Genomic DNA, 21,937 nt, shown 5'->3' with positions numbered 1-21,937 from the left:
CGCCCAGTTTTCACGCCATGCCGAAACCGCCGAAGATTCCGCAATCCGTACTCGTCGTCATTCATACGCCCTCGCTCGACGTGCTGTTGATCGAGCGCACGGACACTCCTGGTTTCTGGCAGTCGGTGACGGGTTCGAAGGATCGCCTCGACGAACCGCTCGCCGACACGGCGGTGCGCGAAGTGGCCGAAGAGACCGGCATCGTAATCGGCGGCGCGCTGGTGCCGCGAAGTGCGCTGTTCGACTGGCGATACTCGATCGAATACGAGATCTATCCGCAGTTCCTGCACCGCTATGCCGAAGGCGTGATCCACAACACCGAGCATTGGTTCAGCGTGCAAGTGCCGGAGCAGCTCGAAGTGACGCTCGCGCCGCGCGAGCACACTGCGTTTCTGTGGCTGCCGTATGAAGAGGCGGCGTCGCGCTGCTTTTCGTCGTCGAATGCCGATGCGATCCTGCAATTGCCCAAGAGGCTGCGCGAGCGTTCGGAGTCTCGCGGATGAGCGTCGGCGGCGCACGCCGTTTCGCCCGTCTGCGGCAATCGCTGCTCGGCCGCCGCTATTGGCAGCGCTACCGCTTCACGAGCGGCAACGACGTCAAACTGCTGCGCTCCGGCGATGAGTTCTTCAGCGCGCTCGTCGAGCGTGTCGATGCCGCGCAGCACGACGTCGTTCTCGAAACTTATATCTTTTGCTACGACGACGCGGGGCAGACGGTCGGCGCCGCGTTGCTGCGCGCGGCGGCGCGCGGCGTGCGCGTGCGCGTGATTACCGACGGCATCGGCACCGCGCGTCTGCCGATGTTCGACGAATGGCACGGCGCGGGCATCGAGCATCGTATCTACAACCCGCACATCTTCGGGCGCTTCGGCTTTTCGCGCACGCATCGCAAGCTCGCCGTGATCGACGATCAGTTCGCGTACTGCGGCGGCATCAACATCGTCGACGATTACGACAACGACGGCGAGACGCTGCCTTACCGGCGCTGGGATTTCGCCGTCGAATTGCATGGCCCGGCGGTCAACGATATTCGGCAGGCTTTCGAGGTGCAATGGCGCCGGATTCGCGTCGGGCATCGGCCGCTGGAATCGCTGGAGCCGGACCTCAGTCCGAAGAATACGGCGTCGCTCGGCAGCTTGCGCCGTCGCGGCCGACGCCGGAACGAGGAATTGTGGGCGGGCGGCCAACCGTGCGTGGCGTTCGTGGCGCGCGACAACCTGATCAATCGCCGCGCGATCGAAAAGGCCTATCTGACCGCGATCGGCCAGGCCCGCAGCGAAGTGCTGCTTGCGAACCCCTACTTCATGCCGGGCCGCAAGCTGCGGCGCGCGTTGGTGTACGCGGCGCGGCGCGGCCTCGTGGTGAAGCTGATCATCGGGCGTAAGGAGTTCAAGGCGCTCGATTACGCCGTGCCGTTCCTCTATCGCGCGTTGCTCAGAGCCGGCGTGCAGATCGCCGAGTACGAGAAAACCCTGCTGCACGGCAAGGTGGCCGTGGTGGACTCGAGCTGGGCGACGGTCGGCTCGTCCAATCTCGACGCCCTGAGCCTGATGCTCAACAACGAAGCCAATGTCGTGCTGGTGAACGATCCGTCGATCGACGCGCTCCGCGAAGCGATGCTCGTCGCCTTCAAGGACGCGCGACGCATCGACGAAGCCCATTACGACGCCCGTCCGGCCGGCGAGCGCCTGCTCAACTGGCTCGCCTACACGACCTACCGGGCCGTGATGAAGCTGTTGACGGTGGGCGGGTACGACTGAACGGGAAACGGCAACTGAAATGGACTTCCCTGTGAGCAACAATTGCCTCACGGCGAAGCCCTCTAAAAAATCAGATTCCTCTGATTGCTGTATGCCCCAGAATTGAAGCCAGTTAGAAACCGGTTTCTAATAAAGTCCTTGTTTCGCGGACGGCGCCACTCAATAATAGTACGGCCGTTCGATTTCAGTTTCGGTCACATTAGAACGGTAAAAGCTATGCGAAAAGGTGAACAGACGCGAGCCGCAATTCTCGAAGCAGCACTTGATCTTGCAAGCCGCGACGGACTCGAAGGTCTGACGATAGGGTTGCTGGCCGAGCGCATGCAGATGAGCAAAAGCGGTGTGTTTGCGCATTTCGGGTCGCGCGAGGATTTGCAAGTCGAAGTGGTGCGCGAATATCACCGTCGTTTCGAAGACGAGGTGTTTTTCCCGAGCTTGCGCGAGCCTCGCGGATTGCCGCGCTTGCGAGCGATGATTTCCCGCTGGATCGAGAAGCGCATTCAGGAAGTCACGACCGGGTGCATCTACATCAGCGGCGCCGTGGAGTACGACGACCGCGCGGACAACCCGGTGCGCGAGCAACTGGTGTCGAGCGTGACGATCTGGCGTGCGGCGCTCACTCGCGCGATTTCGCAGGCGGTGGAAGAAGGGCATCTGCGTGCCGATACCGATCCGCAGTTGATGCTCTTCGAACTTTACAGCTTCACGCTCGGTCTGCATCACGACGCGCGCTTCCTGCATCTGCCGGATGCGGTGCGCCTCACGTGGGCCGCGCTGGAAAAATTGATTGTTTCGTATCAAAGCGAAGGCCGTTAGCCGAAGCTGCGGAACTTGCGCAAGGTTCAGCGGCGAGAAAGCAAACAAGCGAGAGAAAAAGATCCGCACGACGGACTCGAGCTAACGGCCTGGCTTCTTGTCAAACTTTGGAGAGAGTTATGGGACAGTACGCCGCGCCGCTGCGCGACATGCAATTCGTGTTGCACGAGCTGCTCAACGTCGAAGCCGAAATCACGCAAATGCCGAAGCACGCGGATCTCGACGCGGAGACGATCAACGCCGTGCTCGAAGAGGCCGGCAAGTTCTGTTCCGAGGTGTTGTTCCCGCTCAATCACAGCGGTGACCAGGAAGGCTGCACGTACGCCGGCGACGGCGTCGTGACGACGCCCAAGGGCTTCAAGGAGGCCTATCGACAGTATGTGGAAGCGGGTTGGCCCGCGCTCGGCTGCGATCCGGAATACGGCGGCCAGGGGCTGCCCGCGTTCGTCAACAACGCGTTGTACGAGATGCTGAATTCGGCGAATCAGGCGTGGACGATGTACCCCGGCCTGTCGCACGGGGCCTACGAATGTTTGCACGCGCACGGCACGCCCGAGCTCCAAAAAACTTATCTGCCGAAGCTGGTCTCGGGCGTCTGGACCGGCACCATGTGTCTGACCGAACCGCATTGCGGCACCGACCTCGGCATTCTCCGCACCAAGGCCGAGCCGAACGGCGACGGCTCGTATTCGATCAGCGGCACGAAGATTTTCATCTCCAGCGGTGAGCACGATCTCGCGGAGAACATCGTTCACCTCGTGCTCGCGCGCTTGCCGGATGCTCCGATGGGCACCAAGGGCATTTCGCTTTTCATCGTGCCGAAGTTCGTTCCGAACGAAGCGGGCGAGCCGGGCGAACGTAATGGTGTGAAGTGCGGCTCCATCGAACACAAGATGGGGATTCACGGCAACGCGACCTGCGTAATCAATCTCGACAACGCGAAGGGCTGGTTGGTCGGCGAGCCGAACAAGGGCTTGAACGCGATGTTCGTGATGATGAATGCCGCGCGTCTCGGCGTCGGCATGCAGAGCCTGGGTCTTACCGAAGTCGCGTATCAGAACTCGCTGACGTACGCGAAAGAGCGTCTGCAGATGCGTTCGCTGAGCGGCCCGAAGGCGCCTGAAAAGGCGGCTGATCCGATCATCGTCCATCCGGACGTGCGCCGCATGTTGCTCACGCAAAAGGCTTACGCCGAAGGCGCGCGCGCATTCTCGTACTGGTCCGCGCTGCATATCGACAAGGAGCTGTCGCACGCAGACGAATCGGTGCGCAAAGAAGCCGCCGACCTCGTCGCGCTGCTCACGCCGATCCTGAAAGCGTTCCTGTCGGACAACGCGTTCGAAGGCACCAATCACGCCATGCAGATTTACGGCGGCCACGGTTTTATCGCCGAGTGGGGCATGGAGCAGTACGTGCGCGACGCGCGTATCAACATGATTTACGAAGGCACCAACGCGATTCAGGCGCTCGACCTGCTCGGCCGCAAGATTCTCGGCGACATGGGCGCGAAGATGAAGAAGTTCGGCAAGCTCGTGACGGAGTTTGTCGAAGCCGAAGGCGTGAAGCCGGAGATGCAGGAGTTCATCAACCCGCTCGCCGACATTGGCGAAAAGGTGCAGAAGCTGACAATGGAAATCGGCATGAAGGCCATGCAGAACCCGGACGAAGTCGGCGCCGCCGCCGTGCCGTATTTGCGCACTGTGGGGCATCTCGTTTTCTCCTACTTCTGGGCGCGCATGGCACGCGTCGCGCTGGACAAGGAAGCCTCGGGCGATCCGTTCTACAAGGCCAAGCTCGCCACCGCGCGCTTCTACTTCGCAAAGCTGCTGCCTGAAACGGCCATGACGATCCGTCAGGCGCGTGCCGGTTCGAAGCCGCTGATGGAAGTCGAAGAAGCGCTGTTCTAAGCCATCTTACGGAAAGCGTCGCGCTCATTCGAACAGCGCGACGCTTTCGCCGGCCACATTCATCGCGAACCAGTCGACACATTCGCGACACCGCATAACTCCCCGGAGGAACGACGTGAGCAATCTGATCATTCGCAAGGTAGCGGTGCTCGGCGCCGGCGTGATGGGCGCACAGATCGCCGCGCACCTGATCAACGCCAAGGTGCCCGTGCTGCTGTTCGACCTGCCCGCCAAGGAAGGCCCGAAGAACGCGATCGCGCTCAAGGCGATCGAGAATCTGAAGAAGCTGTCGCCCGCACCATTCGGCGTGAAGGACGACGCGCAATACATTCAGCCCGCCAACTATGACGACGACATCGAGAAGCTCGCCGAATGCGACTTGGTGATCGAAGCCATTGCCGAGCGGATGGACTGGAAGCACGACCTGTACAAGAAGGTCTCGCCGCATCTCGCGCCGAACGCGATCTTCGCGACCAACACGTCGGGTCTGTCGATCACCGAACTGTCGCAAGGTTTCGCGGACGAGTTGAAGGCGCGCTTCTGCGGCGTGCACTTTTTCAATCCGCCGCGCTACATGCATCTGGTGGAACTGATCCCAACCGAGGCGACGCGCCCGGAGATTCTCGATCAACTGGAAACGTTCCTGACGAGCGTGGTCGGCAAGGGCGTCGTGCGCGCGAAAGACACGCCGAACTTCATCGCGAATCGCGTGGGTATTTTCTCGATTCTCGCTGTCGTTACCGAAGCCGCGAAATTCGGCCTGCGTTTCGACGAAGTGGACGACCTGACCGGCTCGCGTCTGGGCCGCGCGAAATCGGCCACGTTCCGCACTGCAGACGTGGTCGGCCTCGACACGATGGCGCACGTCATCAAGACGATGCAGGACAACCTGAAGGACGATCCGTTCTTCCCCGTCTACGAAACGCCGGCCGTACTGGCCGAACTCGTGAAGAAAGGCGCGCTCGGTCAGAAGACCGGCGGCGGCTTCTACAAGAAGGAAGGCAAGGCGATCAAGGTGCTCGATCCGAAAACGGGTGAGTACGTGGATGGCGGTGCGAAGGCCGATGAACTGGTCGGCCGCATTCTGAAGCGTCCGCCGGCCGAGCGTCTGAAGCTGCTGCGCGAATCGCAGCATCCGCAGGCTCAATTCCTGTGGGCGATTTTCCGCGACGTGTTCCACTACATCGGCGTGCATCTGGAATCTATCGCCGATAACGCGCGCGACGTCGATCTGGCAATCCGCTGGGGCTTCGGCTGGAACGAAGGTCCGTTCGAAGGCTGGCAGACGGCCGGCTGGAAGCAGGTCGCCGAGTGGGTGCAGGAAGACATCGCGGCGGGCAAGGCGCTCTCGAATGCGCCGCTGCCGTCGTGGGTGCTCGATGGTCCGGTCGCCGAACAGGGCGGCGTACATACGAACGAAGGTTCGTGGTCACCGGCTTCGGAGACGTTCGTGCCGCGCTCATCGCTCGGCGTGTACGACCGGCAGGTGTTTCGCGCGCCGCTCGTCGGCGAAACGACTGCGGACCCGAAGACCTACGGCAAGACGCTGTTCGAAACCGACGCCGTGCGTGCGTGGGTCGACGACCGCGCCGGCCGGGGTTCAGACGAAAGCGACGTATTGATCGTGTCGTTCAAGAGCAAGATGAACACGATCGGACCGTCGGTGATCGACGGTCTGACGCAGGCGATAGAACTGGCCGAGAAGGACTACAAGGGTCTCGTCGTATGGCAGCCGACGTCGCTGAAACTCGGCACACCGGGCGGTCCGTTCTCCGCGGGCGCCAACCTCGAAGAGGCGATGCCCGCGTTCATGATGGGCGGCGCGAAGGGCATCGAGCCGTTCGTGAAGAAATTCCAGCAGGGCATGTTGCGCGTCAAATACGCGAGCGTACCGGTCGTATCGGCGGTGTCGGGAATTGCGCTTGGTGGCGGCTGCGAGTTGGCGCTGCATAGCGCGAAGCGCGTCGCACACATCGAAAGCTATTTCGGTCTTGTGGAAGTCGGCGTGGGTCTCGTGCCTGCGGGCGGCGGTCTGAAGGAAGCCGCATTGCGCGCGGCGGAAGCGGCGACGCAAGTCGGCGCGACCAACGACCTGCTGAAGTTCGTGCAGAAGTCGTTCGAGAACGCGGCGATGGCAAAGGTCTCGGCGTCCGCGCTCGACGCTCGCGCAATGGGCTACCTGAAGCCGTCGGACACGATCGTCTTCAACGTGTTCGAATTGCTCGACGTCGCGAAGAAGGAAGCGCGCGCGCTGGCTGCTGCCGGTTACCGTCCGCCGCTGCGTGTCACGCAAGTGCCGGTGGCGGGGCGTTCGGCGATCTCTACGATCAAGGCTTCCCTCGTCAACATGCGCGACGGGCGTTTCATCAGCGAGCACGATTTCCTGATCGCGAGCCGTATCGCCGAAGCGGTGTGCGGCGGCGACGTGGAAGCGGGCAGCCTCGTCGACGAAGAATGGCTGCTGCAACTGGAGCGTCGCGCGTTCGTCGATCTGCTCGGCACGCAGAAGACGCAGGAGCGAATCATGGGCATGCTGCAAACCGGCAAGCCGGTGCGTAATTGAGCGACCAGACCGCAAGTAAATTTGCATGGGGCAGGAGTAAGCGCTAAAGCGCTAACTCCTGCCGACCGCGATAAGACTGCATGGGGCAGGAGTAAGCGCTAAAGCGCTAACTCCTGCCGACAAAGGAGCTTTAAATGACGAAGCAATTGCAAGACGCATACATCGTCGCAGCGAGCCGTACGCCGATCGGCAAGGCGCCGCGCGGCATGTTCAGGAACACGCGACCCGACGAGCTGCTGGTGCACGCGATCAAGTCGGCCGTGGCGCAAGTGCCGGGCCTCGATACCAAGGTGATCGAAGACGCGATCGTCGGTTGCGCGATTCCCGAAGCGGAACAAGGACTGAATGTCGCCCGGATCGGCGCGTTGCTGGCCGGCTTGCCGAATACGGTCGGCGGCGTTACGGTGAACCGCTTTTGTGCGTCGGGCCTCACCGCGCTCGCAATGGCCGCGGACCGCATTCGCGTCGGCGAGTCGGAGGCGATGATCGCGGGCGGCTGCGAGTCGATGAGCATGGTGCCGATGATGGGCAATAAGCCGTCGCTGTCGCCGCATATCTTCGACCGCAACGAAGATGTCGGTATCGCGTACGGCATGGGACTGACGGCCGAGAAAGTCGCCGAGCGCTGGAAGATCAGCCGCGACGCGCAAGACGCGTTCTCGGTCGAATCGCATCGCCGCGCAATCGCCGCGCAGCAAGCCGGCGAGTTCAACGACGAAATCGCCGCGTACACGATCACCGAGCGCTTCCCCGATCTCGCCACCGGCGAAGTGCGCGTGAAAACGCGCGAAGTCTCGCTCGACGAAGGCCCGCGCGCCGACACGTCGCTCGAAGGCTTGGCCAAACTGCGCACGGTGTTCGCGAACAAGGGCTCGGTGACGGCCGGCAACAGCTCGCAGACGTCGGACGGCGCGGGCGCGTTGATCGTCGTGTCGGAAAAGATCCTGAAGCAATTCAACCTGACGCCGCTCGCACGCTTCGTCAGCTTCGCGGTGCGCGGCGTGCCGCCGGAAATCATGGGCATCGGGCCGAAGGAAGCGATTCCCGCCGCGCTCAAGGCCGCCGGTCTGAAGCAGGACGACCTCGACTGGATCGAACTGAACGAAGCGTTCGCCGCGCAATCGCTCGCGGTGATTCAGGACCTCGGTCTCGATCCGTCGAAGATCAACCCGCTCGGCGGCGCAATCGCCCTCGGCCACGCGCTGGGCGCGACGGGCGCGATTCGCGCGTCGACGGTCGTGCATGGCCTGCGCCGCCGCAACTACAAGTACGGCATGGTGACGATGTGCGTCGGCACGGGCATGGGCGCGGCGGGCATTATCGAGCGGCTGTGATACAGCCCGCTGCGGTGTTCGCGGCAAGCCGTTAAGGCGTGCAGAACGGTTCGCAGGCTTGCTGCTTGCGGACCGTTTTCACATTTCAGCAGCAGTTTCCGCAGCAGTCGAGGGAGATGAAGATGACGATGGATATTCTGATCGAGAGCGCAAACGGTGTGCTGACGATTGCCTTCAACCGGCCGGACAGAAAGAACGCGATCACGGCCGCGATGTATCAAACCATGGCCGACGCGCTGGTTCAGGCGCAAGACGACGCGTCGGTGCGCGTGATCCTGGTTCGCGGCAGCGCCAACATTTTTAGCGCCGGCAACGATCTCGAAGATTTCATGAAGTCGCCGCCGATGGGTGAAAACGCGCCCGTGTTCCAGTTCCTGCGCGCGATCAGCTCGGCGGAGAAGCCGGTGGTGGCGTCGGTGGCGGGGCCGGCGGTGGGCATCGGCACGACGATGCTGCTGCATTGCGATCTCGTCTATGCCGCCGATTCGGCGAGCTTTTCGCTGCCGTTCGCGCAACTCGGGCTCTGTCCGGAAGCGGCGTCGAGCCTGCTGTTGCCGCGCGTCGCCGGTTATCAGGCGGCGGCGGAAAAGCTGCTGCTCGGCGAGGCGTTCGACGCTGCCGAAGCGCAACGCATGGGCTTCGTGAATCGCGTGCTGCCGGCGGCGGAAGTCGATGCGTTTGCCGCATCGCAAGCCGCGAAGCTGGCCGCACTGCCCGCGTCGTCATTGCGTGTGACGAAGAGCTTGATGAAGCGCGCGAGCCATCAGGAACTGCAAACGCAGATGTCGGAAGAAGCCGTGCATTTCGGCAAGATGCTGATCGCGCCCGAAGCGCGCGAGGCGTTCAAGGCGTTCTTCGAGAAGCGCAAGCCGGACTTCCGGCAATTCGACTGAGCGCGTCGGCGCGTCTTTGAAGCGCACGCCGTTCAGGGCTGCGCCGGCTGCCCTGTGTCGTAGTCGACGTAGCTGGTTTCGCGGCAGAAGCTGACGAGCCGCACGCCCGCCTTGCGGGCGATGGCAATGGCGAGCGATGACGGCGCCGAAATCGTTGCGACCATCGGCACATCGACGCGCGCGGCTTTGCGCACCAGCTCGTAACTCGCGCGGCTCGACAGGAACACAAAGCCCTCTTTGGTATCCACTCGATCGAGCACGAGTTGACCGATCAGTTTGTCGAGCGCGTTGTGGCGGCCGATGTCTTCGAACGCGTAGCGAATCGCGCCCGCCGCGTCGCACCACGCGGCGGCATGCAGGCCGCCGGTGAGCCGCGTCAGCGCCTGGTGTTCCGGCAATTCGCGTGCGGCGCGTGCGATCGCGTCCGGCACGAGCCGTTGCAGAAAGCCGGTATCCGGCACGCGTTCCGGCTTCAGATCGAGCAAATCGATGCTTTCGATGCCGCATACGCCGCAGCCGGTGCGGCCCGCCAACGCGCGGCGTTTGTCCTTCAGCGCGACGAAGGCCTGCTGAACGACCTGCAATTGCACCTCGGCGTGCGGCAATTCGGCGTCGTCATGCAGTTCGACCTCGATGTCCTGAATGTCGCTGCCGCGCTCGACGATCCCTTCCGAAATGGCGAAACCAACCGCGAAGGCTTCCAGATCGCGCGGCGTGCACATCATCACCGCGTGCGAAATGCCGTTGAAGACGAGCGCGACCGGCCACTCCTGACCGACGTGGTCGGTGACCGTTTCCACCGCCCCGGCGCGATGGCGATGCACCTGACGCTCCACCGCGCCCGGCTGGCCGGCTGTTTCCAGTTCGTTCAAGCTGATCCACTCCATTTGTGCTGCGCGCGCCCGAGCGGCTTGCCGGGCGCCGGGCGACTCCAAGGCGTCCGGGCCCGCGCCGCCGACGCGCGAATAAGGTTCTAAAATACCTCAAGCTGGGCTTACGCGTTGCCCATCATCAAAGAGGAACACTGTCATGGGACTCAACGAAGCACCGCTGTTGTTCAACTTCGAGGTCGAGTCGTCGGAGAATTTCACCTATATCCCGATGTCGGTCCGCTTCAATCTCGACCGCTTCGGGCTGCGCATCTCGCTTGCGCAATGGCAAATGCTGCCGCTCGAAGACCGCAAGCTCCTCGCGCGCTTTCCGGTCGAAGACGACGCCGAGATCGAGCCGAACTTCGATCACGCGCTGTTCGAGATGCTGCGCACTCACGCGAACGTCGAGCCGGAGTGGTTCACGCCTGACGAAGCGCCCGCCTGGCGTGACACCGGCAGCGTGCCGGACAGTATCGCGCGTCAGGCCAAACTGGCCGGCTTGCCAGCGCCGAGCGCCACCCGCTGGAAGGAGCTCGACCCGTTCAAGCGCTACGTGCTCGCCAAGCTGTCGCGCAAGCAGGAGATCAACCACGACTTCATCCCAGCGATGAAGGAATTTGGCGCGGCCGGCTAGGTGCAGCCGGCTAGGTGCGGCCGGCTAGGCGCCCTCACGAAGGCTCAACCACCAGCCCCCAAAGATTTTTCACGCCCCACCCTCAACCTGTTCCGAACGCTGCCGTTATCCATGGGTTAGCGCGTAAAAGACCCGCATCGATGCCGCCGGACGCATCGAAAGCGGCCTCGCGCTCCCGCCCGAAGAACGATCGACGTTCGGAACCCATGACTCCTCTCATATCGAAGCGGCTGCTGATCAACATGGCGGTCGTGGCCGTCGCGCTCGGCGCAAACGTGTTCGTCGCGTACATGCAGATCGCCGGGCAACGCGACGCCGACGCACGCATGCTGCATTCGACGCGCGTTCGCCAGAATCTCGACGCCTACCAGACGGCGCTCGACGGCGGCCTTGCCGCGCTTGCCCGCTTCGAAGCGTCGGGGCACAGGGCGCCCGTCAACGCCGCCACCACGATAAACGCGACGCTCGCGGGTCTCGAAAGCGAGTTGCGCAACGAGCTCGCCGGCGAGCCGCTCATGCTCGAAGCGCTGACCCGGCTGAACGCGGACAGCCACGCGCTGCAACGCGACATCGACGAGGCGCTGCTGACGCGCGAAGACGCCGAGCCGGCCGCCTCACGCGCCTGGGCGGCGTCGTCCTATATGCATGTCGGGCTCGGGCTTCAGCGCGTGGAAGCCGGTCTCGCCGCACTGCGCGACGCGGAGAACCGTGCGTTGCAGGCATCGCTCGCGGCATCCTCGAAAGAGAGCCGGCGCGCGATGATCATGTTGATCGTGACCATGCTCGCGGGCGGTGCGCTGCTGATCTTCACGTTCGGCGCACGCGAAAGCAGCGCGCGCAAGAAGCTGCACAGCGTGCGCGCGCTCGGCCGCAACGACGAGCGTTTTCGCAGCCTGTTCGACGATCATCCCGTGCCGATGTATATCTTCGACCGCGAAACGCTGCGCTTTCTCGCCGTCAACTCCGCCGCGATCCAGCAGTACGGCTACACGGAGAGCGAGTTTCTCGGCCTGACGATTCGCGCGATCCGGCCCGCCACGGAGGTTACGCGACTGGAGTCGCATATGCTGCGCGTCGACGCGGTGCAGCGCGGCCGCACGATGGCCGGCATCTGGCATCACCGGCGCAAGGACGGCTCGGCGATCAGTGCGGACATTTCGTATCACGCGCTGAACTTCATGGGCCGCGCCGCGTTCTTCGTGCTCGCCGACGACGTCACCGACCAGATCAATGCCGAAGCCGAGGCGCAGCGTTCTAACCAGATGCTCGAAGCGGTGATCGACAACATTCCGCAGCGCATTTTCTGGAAGGATCTGGAGTCGCGCTATCTGGGCTGCAACATGGCGTTCGCGCGCGACGCGGGGTTGTCGTATCCCGAGCAGGTGGTCGGCAAAAGCGACGCCGACATGCCGTGGCGCGCGTTCTCCGAGCGGCTGAACGCGCACGACAAGGAGGTGATCGACACCGGCATGCCGAAGATGAATTTCGAAGTCGACATAGTGATCGACGGCGTGCATCGCACGACGGTCACGAGCAAGCTGCCGTTCACCGATGGCGACGGCCGCGTGATCGGCGTCCTCGGCTCGTATACCGACATCACCGAGCGCAAGCGCGCCGATCTCGCGCTGCGTCTGCAAAGCCGTGCGCTCGATGCGAGCGTCAACGCGATTCTGATCACCGCGCCGTCGCCGTTGGGCAATCTGATCGAATACGTGAATCCAGCGTTCATGCGGATCACGGGCTACGCTCCCGCAGAGGTGATCGGCCACGATTGCCGCGTCCTGCAACGCGACGATCGCGACCAGGAAGGCGTCGCGCTGATCCGTCAGGCGCTCGCCGCGAATCGCGAAGTGAGCGCGGTGGTGCGCAACTATCGCAAGGACGGCGCGCTGTTCTGGAATCAGCTGTTCATTGCGCCGGTGCCGAACGCGGAAGGCGTGATTACGCATCACATCGGCGTGATCAACGACGTGACCGACCTGATGCGCTATCAGGAACAGCTCGAATATCAGGCCAACTACGACAGCCTCACCCGCCTGCCCAACCGCAACCTGCTGCGCGACCGCCTGCAGCATGCGCTGATCGTTGCGCAGCGGCAGCACAAGGGCGTCGCGGTCGTGTTCATGGACCTCGACGGCTTCAAGAACGTCAACGACAGCCTGGGCCACAGCGTCGGCGACCGGCTGCTGGGCGTCGTGGCCGAGCGGCTCGCGCGCTGCACTCGAACGAGCGATACCGTCGCGCGTCACGGCGGCGACGAGTTCGTGATCGTGATGACCGATACCGTCGACGAACAATCGCTGATCGCGTGGATGGAGCGCGCACGAGCGTCGATATCGGAACCGGTCTGGCTCGACGGCACTGAGCTGTACGTCGGTTGCAGCATGGGCGCGAGTCTCTTCCCGCAAGACGGCGACGACGCCGAAACCCTGATGAAAAAGGCCGACCTCGCGATGTACCGCGCGAAGGACATGGGCCGCAACACCTTCCAGTTCTATCAGCCGGAGATGAACGCGAGCGCGGGCGCGCGCCTGAATCTCGAACGGCGCTTGCGCCGCGCGCTGCGCGACAACGAATTCCTGCTGCATTATCAGCCGCAGGTCGACATCCAATCCGGACAGATTGTCGGGACGGAGGCGCTCGTACGCTGGCACGATCCCGAGGGCGGGCTGGTGCCGCCGTCGTCGTTCATTCCGGTCGCCGAGGAATGCGGGCTGATCGGTCCGCTGTCGGAGTGGGTGCTGCGCGAAGCGTGCCGACAGAACAAAGCGTGGCAGGACCTGGGCTTGCCGCCGGCACGGGTGTCGGTGAATCTGTCAGCGCGTGTGTTCCAGCAGCGCGATATTGCAAAGCTCGTCATGCAGGTGCTCGACGAGACCGGGCTCGAGCCGCAATACCTCGAACTCGAACTGACTGAAAGCGCGATCATGCGCAACGCGGAAGAAGCGGTGTCGATGCTCAATGAGCTGCACGCGCTCGGCATCGGCCTCGCCATCGACGATTTCGGCACCGGCTATTCAAGCCTGAGCTATCTGAAGCGCTTTCCCGTGGACCGGTTGAAGATCGACCGCTCGTTTGTGTCGGACATCGGCGTATCGGCCGACGATGAAACCATCACCTCGGCCATCATCGCCCTCGCGCATTCGCTGAAGCTGCAGGTAATCGCGGAAGGCGTGGAGACCTCGGCGCAACTCGATTTCCTCAAGGAGCGCGCGTGCGATGAAATGCAAGGCTTCTATTTCGCGAAGCCGTTGTCCACTGATGCGATCTCCGAGTTGATGCAAGGCGGCGCGACTCGGGAACCGGCGCTGGTTTGAACGCGGAGCGCACACGCGGTCATTCGCGTGCCGCTCTCTTTGTCCGCAGGCGCTGACGCGCTCATCTCACACCGCCGGCGTGCTCACGAAGACCGGCAACTGTTCCGCCGCCGCTGAAAATGTCTGCAAACAAGGATGCGCGGTCGCCCTGACGATCTGCGGCAGCATCATTTGCGTGAAATTCCACGCGACCGCCACTGTGACTTCCGCGGCGCCGAAGCGGTCCGCGTCGGTCGGCAGCGGCGTGGCCGTCGCTTCCTCTTCGAGTTCGGCGTACGCTGCGAGCAACTGCGCACGCACGCGCTCCATCCACGGCTCATGCTGCTTTTCCACCGGCCGCAGATTGCGTTCGTAGACGATCTGCACTGTCTTGTCGCACGCGGCGAGCGAGAGCCCGGTCAAGCGGGCGGCGCGCAAAGACTCGTCGGGATGCGACGGAAATAGCCGCTGTTCGGGGCCGGCCAGCGACGCGAGGTACTGAAGAATCACCGTCGAATCCATCACCGTCTTGCCGTTGTCGGCGACGAGTGTGGGCGCCTTGACGACCGGGTTGATGGCCGCGAACTGGTCGTAGGTGCTGAACACGGAAATGGGCGCGTGTTCGAAATCGAGCTTCAGCATCTTCAGGCAGATAGCCACGCGGCGCACGTAAGGCGAGTCGAGCATTCCGATCAGTTTCATCTCATTTCCGTTAGAAGTTCTATCGTGGTACGCCCACGTTGGTCGCGGCTCAATCGCGCCGAATCAAGCTCAGTCCAGCTCAGTCCAATACCGGCAGCGCGCGTGGACGGCGGTCGCTATCGGTCGCGACGTACGTCAACGTGGCCTCGGTCACCTTCACGAGATCCTGAGTCAGGCTCATACGTTGTGCGTAGACTTCGACCGAAACCGTGATCGACGTATTGCCCGTCTTCACGATGTCCGCGTAAAAACTCAGCAGATCGCCCACGAATACCGGCTGCTTGAACACGAACGAGTTGACCGCGATGGTCGCGACCCGCCCGTTCGCGCGACGGCTTGCCGGGATCGAGCCGGCAATGTCCACTTGCGCCATGATCCAGCCGCCGAACACGTCGCCGTGGACATTCGCGTCCGACGGTTGCGGCACGACGCGCAGTGCGCAAGGCTTTTGCGGGAGTTGAAGAATATCGGTCATCGAGGGCACCTGGAAACGCGTGTTGGTTTTGATCGGCTCAGTCGGCTCGACCAGCAGGCGAGGACTTCACGACAACGGCTCGACGCGAGCCGCGGACCTTGCGAAACGGCAGGGCCGCGCGGCCAACGTTCGACCGACGGCCGGGATAGCCCGTGAAAAGCGGCGCCAGCCGGCTTCTGCGACAATACGAAAATCAGGAATTGTACGGGAAAGCGCCCAGCCAGGTTGCGCGGCCAAGCAGTGTGCGTGCACACGCGGCGGTCGGCGCGCCGCTGCGAACTCCGGCATTTCCAAATCCTCCCCAGCCGAATCCCATGCGCCGCTCGCTTCCGTCCGAACCCTCGCCGATCTCCACCCAGCCGCGCAACGACTGGCAGACGATTCTGTCCCTGCTGCCTTATCTCGCGACCTACAAATGGCGCGTGATCTTTGCGCTGAGTTGTCTGATTGGCGCAAAGATCGCCAATCTGGGCGTGCCGGTCGTGATGAAGAGGATCGTCGACAGCCTCGCGTCGGTGCAGCACCTCACCGCGCTCGGCCGCGCGCAGAATTCGCCGGGGATCGTGCTGCTCGGCGGCGTCGGCTTGCTGGTGGTCGCGTATGCGGTGGTGCGGCTCTGCACGTCGCTCTTCACGGAGTTGCGCGAGATTCTGTTTTCGAAAGTCACCGAAAGCGCCGTGCGGCAGCTCGCGCTCAAGGTGTTCCGGCATCTGCATGGTTTGTCGTTGCGCTTTCATCTGGACCGGCAAACGGGCGGCATGTCGCGCGATATCGAACGCGGCACCCGTGGCATCACGCAGCTCATTTCATATTCGCTGTACAGCATCCTGCCGACGCTGGTCGAAGTCGGGCTCGTACTCGGGTTTTTCGTCGTCAAATACGAGGCCTATTACGCGGTGGTCACGTTCGTGGCGTTGGCCGTGTACATCGTCTTCACCGTGAAAGTGACCGAGTGGCGCACGCATTTTCGCCGCACGATGAACGATCTGGATTCGAAGGCGAACTCGCGCGCAATCGACTCGCTGCTCAACTACGAGACCGTCAAGTACTTCGGCAATGAAGAGTGGGAAGCGAGCCGCTACGACGAAAACCTGAAGCGCTATCGCACGGCCGCGATCAAGTCGCAGCGCTCGCTGTCGGCGTTGAACTTCGGGCAGCAGGCGATTATCGGCACCGGGCTCGTGTTCATTCTGTGGCGCGCAACCGAAGGCGTGATGGCGGGACGCCTCACCCTCGGCGATCTCGTGCTGATCAACACGTTCATGTTGCAGCTTTATATTCCGCTGAATTTTCTCGGCGTGGTGTATCGGGAACTGAAGCAAAGTCTCACCGACATGGACCGCATGTTCACGCTGCTCGGCGCCGCGCAGGAAGTGCCCGATGTGCCGGATGCGCCCGAGTTGAAAGTGAGCGGCGCGCAAGTGCGCTTCGAACACGTGAACTTCTCGTACGAACCGGCGCGGCAGATTCTGCACGACGTGAGCTTCACGATTCCGGCGGGCACGACGACGGCGGTGGTCGGCCATAGCGGCTCGGGCAAGTCGACGCTCGCGCGGCTGATGTTCCGCTTCTACGATCTGGACCGCGCGACGGGCGGCGCGATCACTATCGACGGTCAGGACATTCGCGACGTGACGCAGGCTTCGCTGCGTGCGTCGATCGGCATCGTGCCGCAGGACACCGTGCTCTTCAACGATTCGATCTACTACAACATTGCTTATGGACGGCCGTCCGCGACGCGCGAAGAGGTGATCGCGGCGGCGCGTGCGGCGCATATTCACGAGTTCATCGAAGGACTGCCGAAGGGATATGACACGCCCGTCGGCGAGCGTGGGTTGAAGCTCTCGGGAGGCGAGAAGCAGCGGGTCGCGATTGCGCGGACCATTCTGAAGAACCCGCCGATTCTGTTGTTCGACGAAGCCACCTCGGCGCTCGATTCGCGTTCGGAGCGCGCAATCCAGCACGAGCTCGATCAGATTGCGCGCGAACGCACGACGCTGATCATCGCGCACCGGCTTTCGACCGTGGTGCATGCACAGCAGATCATCGTGATGGACAAAGGGCGCATCGTCGAACGCGGCACGCACGCCGAGTTGTTGCGCGCGAACGGTCTGTTCGCGCAGATGTGGGCGTTGCAGCAGCAACGCGCGGCGGAGGCGTCGCAGTCGGTGGAAGCTGTGGGCGCGGGGGATGGCGGGCGGTGAGGCGCGCGGGGCTGCGTTTGCGCCGCGCTTGTTATCCCGCTGTTATCGCCTTGCGTTTCAGTTCAACGCTCGCGCAAGCGCTGATCCAATTGCTGAAGCTGCGCCGGCGTGCCGACGTTTTCCCACAATCCTTCGTATAGCTCGCCGGTCGCGAGACCGCGCGCGATCGCGTCGCGGTAATACGGCCTGAGCGCGCACCGCGTGCCGCGCGGCAGATCGCGAAACATGCGCGTGTCGTAGAGTCCGATATTGCCGAACGTGAAGCGCGGCTGCGCGTCGAGCGACAGCCTGCCGCCGACTAGTGCAAAGTCTCCGTCCGGATGAAACGCCGGATTCGGCACCATCACCAGATGCATGCCCGGCTCAGGCAACGCCTTTAGCGCTTCGGCATGCGCGTTCAAAACCGCGTAATCGAAATCCGCGTACACGTCGCCACTCACGGCCGCAAACACTTCACTTTCACCGTTATCTTCGATGAGCGGCAGCGCCTGCACGATGCCGCCCGCCGTCTCCAACGCTTCATGCTCGGCCGAGTAACGGAGGTGCACGTGCCAGCGCGAACCGTCGCCGAGTGCAGCTTCGATTCGCTCGCCAAGCCACGCATGATTGATCACGATGGTTTGAAAGCCGGCGCGCGCGAGCCGTTCGATCTGCCATACGATCAGCGGCTTGCCGCCGACTTCGAGCAAAGGCTTGGGGCACGCGTCAGTCAACGGACGCATGCGCTCGCCGCGGCCCGCGGCGAAAATCATCGCTTTCTTCAGGGACATCGTCATCGGTCAGAAGGTGTAGCCGACTTCGTTCGCGCGGCCTTCGACATCGTCGAGCAGCTTCGCGAACGGACGCAGCGGCGCATAACGTTCGGCAACCTTGCGCGTATAGCCGATGAAACGCGGCAAATCGTTTATGTAATGCGGTTTGCCGTCGCGGTAGTTAATGCGGCAGAAGAGACCCAGCACCTTGATATGCCGTTGCAACCCCATCCATTCAATCTGGCGGTAGAACTCGCCGAAATCAGGATCGACGGGCAAGCCGGCTTTCTTCGCGCGCTCCCAGTAGTACACGAAGCAATCGAGCTCGAACTCTTCGTCCCAGCTCAGGAACGCGTCGCGCAACAGCGAGGCGACGTCGTACGTGATCGGGCCGTATACCGCGTCCTGAAAGTCCAGCACGCCTGGGTTCACAGCGGAGTTCACCTGGCTCGCCTCGTTGGGCGCGGTAATCACCATCAGGTTGCGCGGCATGAAATCGCGCAGCATGAAGACTTGCGGCTGTGCGCGCGCGCTCGCGATCAGCAGCGCGAACGTGCGGTCGAGCAGGCCGCGCGTGTTGTCGTCGACCTCGCGGCCAAGGTGCCGGCCCATGAACCACTCCGGCATCAGCTCCATCTCGCGGCGCAGGAAGGCTTCGTCGAACGGCGGCAGCACGCCTTCACGCGACGTGAGCTGCCAGCGGATCAGCGCGTCGAGCGCGTCGCGCATCAGCGTGCGCGCGCGGCGCGGGTCGTTATCGTTTTGCGCGGCGGTGAGCGCGCCGAGGTACGACGCGGTGCCGAGATCGGTGACGAGCATGAACCCGGCGTCGAAGTCCGCTTCCAGCACGCGCGGCACATGCACGCCGGCGGCGTCGAGCAACTGCGCGATCTGCCCGAATTCGCGGCACTTTTCGGGCGGCGGGGCATCGACGGCGATCAGCGTTCCGGCGCTTTCGCCTTCCGCCGCCTTACCGGCAAGCCGGAAATAGCGGCGAAAACTGGCGTCGGACGAAGCCGGAGCGAGCGTGTCGAGATCGAGCGCATAACGCGCCGAGTGGGCTTTCAGCCAGGCCTTGAGCAGTTCCAGGCGGCTGTCGGCGGAGATATCTGTGAAGTCTTGGGAAGGGGGCAGCGTCATGAAAACCGGCGGCAAATTCAGGGGGACAACGTCTTGCCATATAATACCCCACGACTTTTTTGACGCGACTCACGCCAGCTTTCGCGTATTCCGCTTTACCGCCCGCCTCATCGTTCGACGATTGTAAATATTGATGTGCAGCCGACTGTCACGGTCGTGGTGTGCAGGCGGTGGACCGTGACTGCAGAAGCTGACGGACGGGCCGATTCGCCAAACGATACATGCCGCCTAGACAGCTTTCCCAAACGATTTCCTCTTGTGCCGCCGCGCCGCGCAAAAGGCGGCTCGTCGCGGCGTTGATCGCCGTTCCGGGCCTGATGCCCGCGCTTGCTCACGCCCAACTGGTCGGGGAGGCCGCACAGCCGCAGCCGATCGACCTGCCATGGGGCATGCAACTCGCCCCGCAACTCGAAGACCATCTGCTGCAGCCGGGCCAGAAGCCGGCCACCTTCGTGCTCGGCGACTCGACCAACGGCACCACGGATCAGGACATGGCCGTAAAGGGTTCGGCCGAAGTGCGCCGCAATACGGTCGTGATCAAAGCCGACGCGCTGCATTACGATCAGGACACGGACATGGCCGACGCATACGGCCAGGTCCGCATGAACAACAACGGCACGACGTTCGCCGGACCCGAAGCGCACTTGCGCGTGGATTCGAGCGAAGGCTTCATGACCGCGCCGAAGTATCACTTCAATGTGACGGGCGGCTCGGGCAGCGCGGAGCGCGTCGATCTGCTCGACAACGAGCGCTCGGTGTTCTCGAAGGGCACGTACACGGCCTGCGCGTGCGCGGACGATCCGGCGTGGTACATCAAGGGCAGCGAGTTCGATTTCGATACCGGCGCCGACGAAGGCGTGGCGTACAACAGCGTGCTGTTCTTCCAGGGCGTGCCGGTTTTCGCATCGCCGTGGCTGTCGTTTCCGCTCTCGGGCGAGCGGCGCAGCGGCATCTTGCCGCCCACGTTTTCGCTCAGCTCGACGAACGGCTTCGAACTGTCGGTGCCGTATTATTTCAACATCGCGCCGAATCGGGACCTGACGCTCACGCCGCGTCTGATTTCCAAGCGCGGCGTGCAGACGCAGGCGTCGTTCCGTTATCTGTCGCCCACGTATTCCGGCTCGATCACCGGCGAGTTCCTGCCGAACGACCGGCTGACGAAGACCAACCGCTACGCGCTGTATATCCAGCACAACCAGAACTTCGGCAACGGGTTCGGCGGCTACATCTACTACAACAAGGTCTCGGATAACACGTATCCGGAAGACCTGTCGTCGTCGATCAATCAGTTCATGAACGGCACCCAGCTCCTGTACCAACAGGAAGCGGGGTTGACCTATAACAACGGCCCGTGGTCGGTGCTCGCACGCGAGCAGCACTGGCAGACGCTGACGCCGTCGGTGGCGCCTTACGGCCGCGAGCCGCAGTTGAACGTGAAGTACGCGAAGTACAACGTCGGCGGCTTCGACTTCGGCGCGGAAGCCGATTACACGAACTTCCGCATCACGACCGCGGATCTGACCGAAGGTCAACGGGTGATGTTCAACCCGTACATTTCGTACTCGGTCGTGGGGCCTGGCTACTTCGTCACGCCGAAGGTGCAGTGGCACTTCGCGTCGTACAACCTGCGCAATATCGGCAGCGACGTGCCGGTCGGCACGCCGAAGAATTTCACCGAATCGATTCCCACGCTGACGTTCGATACCGGGCTGATTTTCGACCGCTCGGTCCGGCTCTTCGGCGAGGATTACATCCAGACGCTCGAGCCGCGCCTGTACTACGTGTACACGCCGTATCGCAATCAGGCGTCGGCGCCGCTGTTCGATACCGCCGACTCCGACTTCGGGCTCGCGGAAATCTTCACGCCGAATACCTTCGTCGGCAATGACCGTATCGCGGATGCGAACCGTCTGACCGCTGCCATCACCACGCGCTTCATCAACCCGGCAACGGGCGACGAACGCGCGCGCTTCGTGATCGCGCAGCAGTACTATTTCCAGGATCAGCGCGTCACGCTGCTGCCGAACCAGACGAGCACGCAGGCCACGCATTCGGACCTGATCGTGGGCGCGTCGGTCAAGCTCGGGGCCGGTTTCGCGTCGGAAACGGCGTTCCAATATAATGCCGACAACAACCAGCTGGTCAAGACGAGCGTCGGTTTCGGCTTCAGTCCGGCGACCGGTAAGGTGGTCAACGTCGCGTATCGCTACACGCGCGCGAACACTACGCTGGACAACCAGCCGATCAACCAGGTGCTGGTTTCGGGGCAATGGCCGCTGACGCATCGCGTGTTCGGGGTTGGGCGGTTCAACTATGATCTGGGCGGGCATCGGATCGTCGACGGCCTTGTCGGTCTGCAATACGACGCCGACTGCTGGACGCTCGGCGCGGGCATTCAGCGCTACGCGAACGGTCTGAATACGTCGGGGCAGCATCAGTCCAGCACGCGCTTTCTCGCGCAGTTGACGTTCAAGGGCTTGTCGAGCGTCGACAACGGGCTGATTGCCGCATTCCGCAGCAGTGTGGCGGGCTATACGCCGCTGCCGCCACCGCCGCCGCCGGAGTCGCGTTTCATCAATTACGAATGATG

General features: G+C 62.9%; 16 protein-coding genes. 11 read left to right on the top strand and 5 right to left on the bottom strand.

Going from position 1 to position 21,937, the window contains the following annotated elements; translation table 11 throughout:
- The first annotated feature begins 17 nt into the window (after nucleotides 1-17).
- The 7 genes from nudB (at nucleotide 18) to C0Z16_RS02220 (ending at nucleotide 9,272) form a co-directional block, all read left to right on the top strand.
- Nucleotides 18-503: a dihydroneopterin triphosphate diphosphatase gene (gene nudB, locus C0Z16_RS02250; protein WP_102630640.1), complete on the top strand. Its 486-nt coding sequence runs from the start codon at nucleotides 18-20 to the stop codon at nucleotides 501-503.
- Nucleotides 500-1,759 (top strand): cardiolipin synthase ClsB, encoded by a 1,260-nt coding sequence (clsB, locus tag C0Z16_RS02245; protein ID WP_102630590.1) that lies wholly within the window; start codon nucleotides 500-502, stop codon nucleotides 1,757-1,759. The genes nudB and clsB overlap by 4 nt, the downstream gene beginning before the upstream one ends.
- 216 nt (nucleotides 1,760-1,975) lie before the next feature.
- The gene (locus C0Z16_RS02240) at nucleotides 1,976-2,575 is read left to right on the top strand and encodes a TetR/AcrR family transcriptional regulator (protein ID WP_102630589.1); all 600 of its coding nucleotides are present in this window, start codon (nucleotides 1,976-1,978) and stop codon (nucleotides 2,573-2,575) included.
- Between the two features lie 119 nt (nucleotides 2,576-2,694).
- Nucleotides 2,695-4,482, top strand: coding sequence for an acyl-CoA dehydrogenase C-terminal domain-containing protein (locus tag C0Z16_RS02235; RefSeq protein WP_102630588.1), 1,788 nt, complete (start codon nucleotides 2,695-2,697; stop codon nucleotides 4,480-4,482).
- Nucleotides 4,483-4,597: 115 nt separating this feature from the next.
- On the top strand, nucleotides 4,598-7,045 hold the full coding sequence (locus C0Z16_RS02230) for a 3-hydroxyacyl-CoA dehydrogenase/enoyl-CoA hydratase family protein (RefSeq protein ID WP_102630587.1): 2,448 nt from the start codon (nucleotides 4,598-4,600) through the stop codon (nucleotides 7,043-7,045).
- 134 nt (nucleotides 7,046-7,179) lie between these two features.
- Entirely contained in the window at nucleotides 7,180-8,379 is a 1,200-nt protein-coding gene (locus C0Z16_RS02225; RefSeq protein ID WP_102630586.1) for an acetyl-CoA C-acyltransferase, read from the top strand.
- Nucleotides 8,380-8,501: 122 nt separating this feature from the next.
- Nucleotides 8,502-9,272, top strand: coding sequence for an enoyl-CoA hydratase (locus C0Z16_RS02220; protein ID WP_102630585.1), 771 nt, complete (start codon nucleotides 8,502-8,504; stop codon nucleotides 9,270-9,272).
- 32 nt (nucleotides 9,273-9,304) lie between these two features.
- On the opposite strand, the gene fdhD is transcribed toward C0Z16_RS02220, so the two are convergent.
- A complete protein-coding gene (fdhD, locus tag C0Z16_RS02215; protein WP_102630639.1) occupies nucleotides 9,305-10,144 on the bottom strand; it encodes a formate dehydrogenase accessory sulfurtransferase FdhD in 840 nt (279 codons plus the stop codon).
- 157 nt (nucleotides 10,145-10,301) lie between these two features.
- Here fdhD and C0Z16_RS02210 point away from each other — a divergent pair, with 157 nt between their 5' ends.
- Both C0Z16_RS02210 and C0Z16_RS02205 read left to right on the top strand, forming a co-directional pair.
- Nucleotides 10,302-10,778 carry a nitrate reductase associated protein gene (locus C0Z16_RS02210; protein WP_102630584.1) on the top strand — a complete coding sequence of 159 codons (477 nt, stop codon included), beginning with the start codon at nucleotides 10,302-10,304 and terminating at the stop codon, nucleotides 10,776-10,778.
- A 206-nt stretch (nucleotides 10,779-10,984) separates the two neighbouring features.
- Nucleotides 10,985-14,095, top strand: coding sequence for a sensor domain-containing protein (locus C0Z16_RS02205; protein ID WP_102630638.1), 3,111 nt, complete (start codon nucleotides 10,985-10,987; stop codon nucleotides 14,093-14,095).
- 66 nt (nucleotides 14,096-14,161) lie between these two features.
- Here C0Z16_RS02205 and C0Z16_RS02200 read toward each other — a convergent pair whose 3' ends face one another.
- Both C0Z16_RS02200 and C0Z16_RS02195 read right to left on the bottom strand, forming a co-directional pair.
- Nucleotides 14,162-14,776, bottom strand: coding sequence for a glutathione S-transferase (locus C0Z16_RS02200; protein WP_102630583.1), 615 nt, complete (start codon nucleotides 14,774-14,776; stop codon nucleotides 14,162-14,164).
- Between the two features lie 79 nt (nucleotides 14,777-14,855).
- The gene (locus tag C0Z16_RS02195) at nucleotides 14,856-15,251 is read right to left on the bottom strand and encodes an acyl-CoA thioesterase (protein ID WP_102630582.1); all 396 of its coding nucleotides are present in this window, start codon (nucleotides 15,249-15,251) and stop codon (nucleotides 14,856-14,858) included.
- A 314-nt stretch (nucleotides 15,252-15,565) separates the two neighbouring features.
- On the opposite strand from C0Z16_RS02195, the gene C0Z16_RS02190 reads away from it, so the two are divergent.
- Entirely contained in the window at nucleotides 15,566-17,455 is a 1,890-nt protein-coding gene (locus C0Z16_RS02190) for an ABCB family ABC transporter ATP-binding protein/permease (protein WP_102630581.1), read from the top strand.
- 62 nt (nucleotides 17,456-17,517) lie between these two features.
- On the opposite strand, the gene murU is transcribed toward C0Z16_RS02190, so the two are convergent.
- Nucleotides 17,518-18,231, bottom strand: a complete 714-nt coding sequence (gene murU, locus C0Z16_RS02185; protein ID WP_102630580.1) for an N-acetylmuramate alpha-1-phosphate uridylyltransferase MurU — start codon at nucleotides 18,229-18,231, stop codon at nucleotides 17,518-17,520.
- Between the two features lie 3 nt (nucleotides 18,232-18,234).
- Nucleotides 18,235-19,347, bottom strand: coding sequence for an aminoglycoside phosphotransferase family protein (locus C0Z16_RS02180; protein WP_102630579.1), 1,113 nt, complete (start codon nucleotides 19,345-19,347; stop codon nucleotides 18,235-18,237).
- 221 nt (nucleotides 19,348-19,568) lie between these two features.
- On the opposite strand from C0Z16_RS02180, the gene C0Z16_RS02175 reads away from it, so the two are divergent.
- A complete protein-coding gene (locus tag C0Z16_RS02175; protein WP_102630578.1) occupies nucleotides 19,569-21,935 on the top strand; it encodes an LPS-assembly protein LptD in 2,367 nt (788 codons plus the stop codon).
- The last annotated feature ends 2 nt before the right edge of the window (nucleotides 21,936-21,937 follow it).

This window comes from Paraburkholderia rhynchosiae (assembly GCF_002879865.1).
Lineage (GTDB): Bacteria > Pseudomonadota > Gammaproteobacteria > Burkholderiales > Burkholderiaceae > Paraburkholderia > Paraburkholderia rhynchosiae.
The sequence above is the reverse complement of the archived record's forward strand: the minus strand, read 5'-3'. Positions and strand labels throughout refer to the sequence as shown.

Excerpts from the sequence above, each read along its gene's own strand:
- nudB (WP_102630640.1), top strand. The coding sequence starts at position 18 with ATGCCGAAACCGCCGAAGATTCCGCAATCCGTACTCGTCGTCATTCAT.
- clsB (WP_102630590.1), top strand. The coding sequence starts at position 500 with ATGAGCGTCGGCGGCGCACGCCGTTTCGCCCGTCTGCGGCAATCGCTG.
- C0Z16_RS02240 (WP_102630589.1), top strand. The coding sequence starts at position 1,976 with ATGCGAAAAGGTGAACAGACGCGAGCCGCAATTCTCGAAGCAGCACTT.
- C0Z16_RS02235 (WP_102630588.1), top strand. The coding sequence starts at position 2,695 with ATGGGACAGTACGCCGCGCCGCTGCGCGACATGCAATTCGTGTTGCAC.
- C0Z16_RS02225 (WP_102630586.1), top strand. The coding sequence starts at position 7,180 with ATGACGAAGCAATTGCAAGACGCATACATCGTCGCAGCGAGCCGTACG.
- C0Z16_RS02220 (WP_102630585.1), top strand. The coding sequence starts at position 8,502 with ATGACGATGGATATTCTGATCGAGAGCGCAAACGGTGTGCTGACGATT.
- C0Z16_RS02210 (WP_102630584.1), top strand. The coding sequence starts at position 10,302 with ATGGGACTCAACGAAGCACCGCTGTTGTTCAACTTCGAGGTCGAGTCG.
- C0Z16_RS02205 (WP_102630638.1), top strand. The coding sequence starts at position 10,985 with ATGACTCCTCTCATATCGAAGCGGCTGCTGATCAACATGGCGGTCGTG.
- C0Z16_RS02200 (WP_102630583.1), bottom strand. The coding sequence starts at position 14,776 with ATGAAACTGATCGGAATGCTCGACTCGCCTTACGTGCGCCGCGTGGCT.
- C0Z16_RS02195 (WP_102630582.1), bottom strand. The coding sequence starts at position 15,251 with ATGACCGATATTCTTCAACTCCCGCAAAAGCCTTGCGCACTGCGCGTC.
- C0Z16_RS02190 (WP_102630581.1), top strand. The coding sequence starts at position 15,566 with ATGCGCCGCTCGCTTCCGTCCGAACCCTCGCCGATCTCCACCCAGCCG.
- murU (WP_102630580.1), bottom strand. The coding sequence starts at position 18,231 with ATGACGATGTCCCTGAAGAAAGCGATGATTTTCGCCGCGGGCCGCGGC.
- C0Z16_RS02180 (WP_102630579.1), bottom strand. The coding sequence starts at position 19,347 with ATGACGCTGCCCCCTTCCCAAGACTTCACAGATATCTCCGCCGACAGC.
- C0Z16_RS02175 (WP_102630578.1), top strand. The coding sequence starts at position 19,569 with ATGCCGCCTAGACAGCTTTCCCAAACGATTTCCTCTTGTGCCGCCGCG.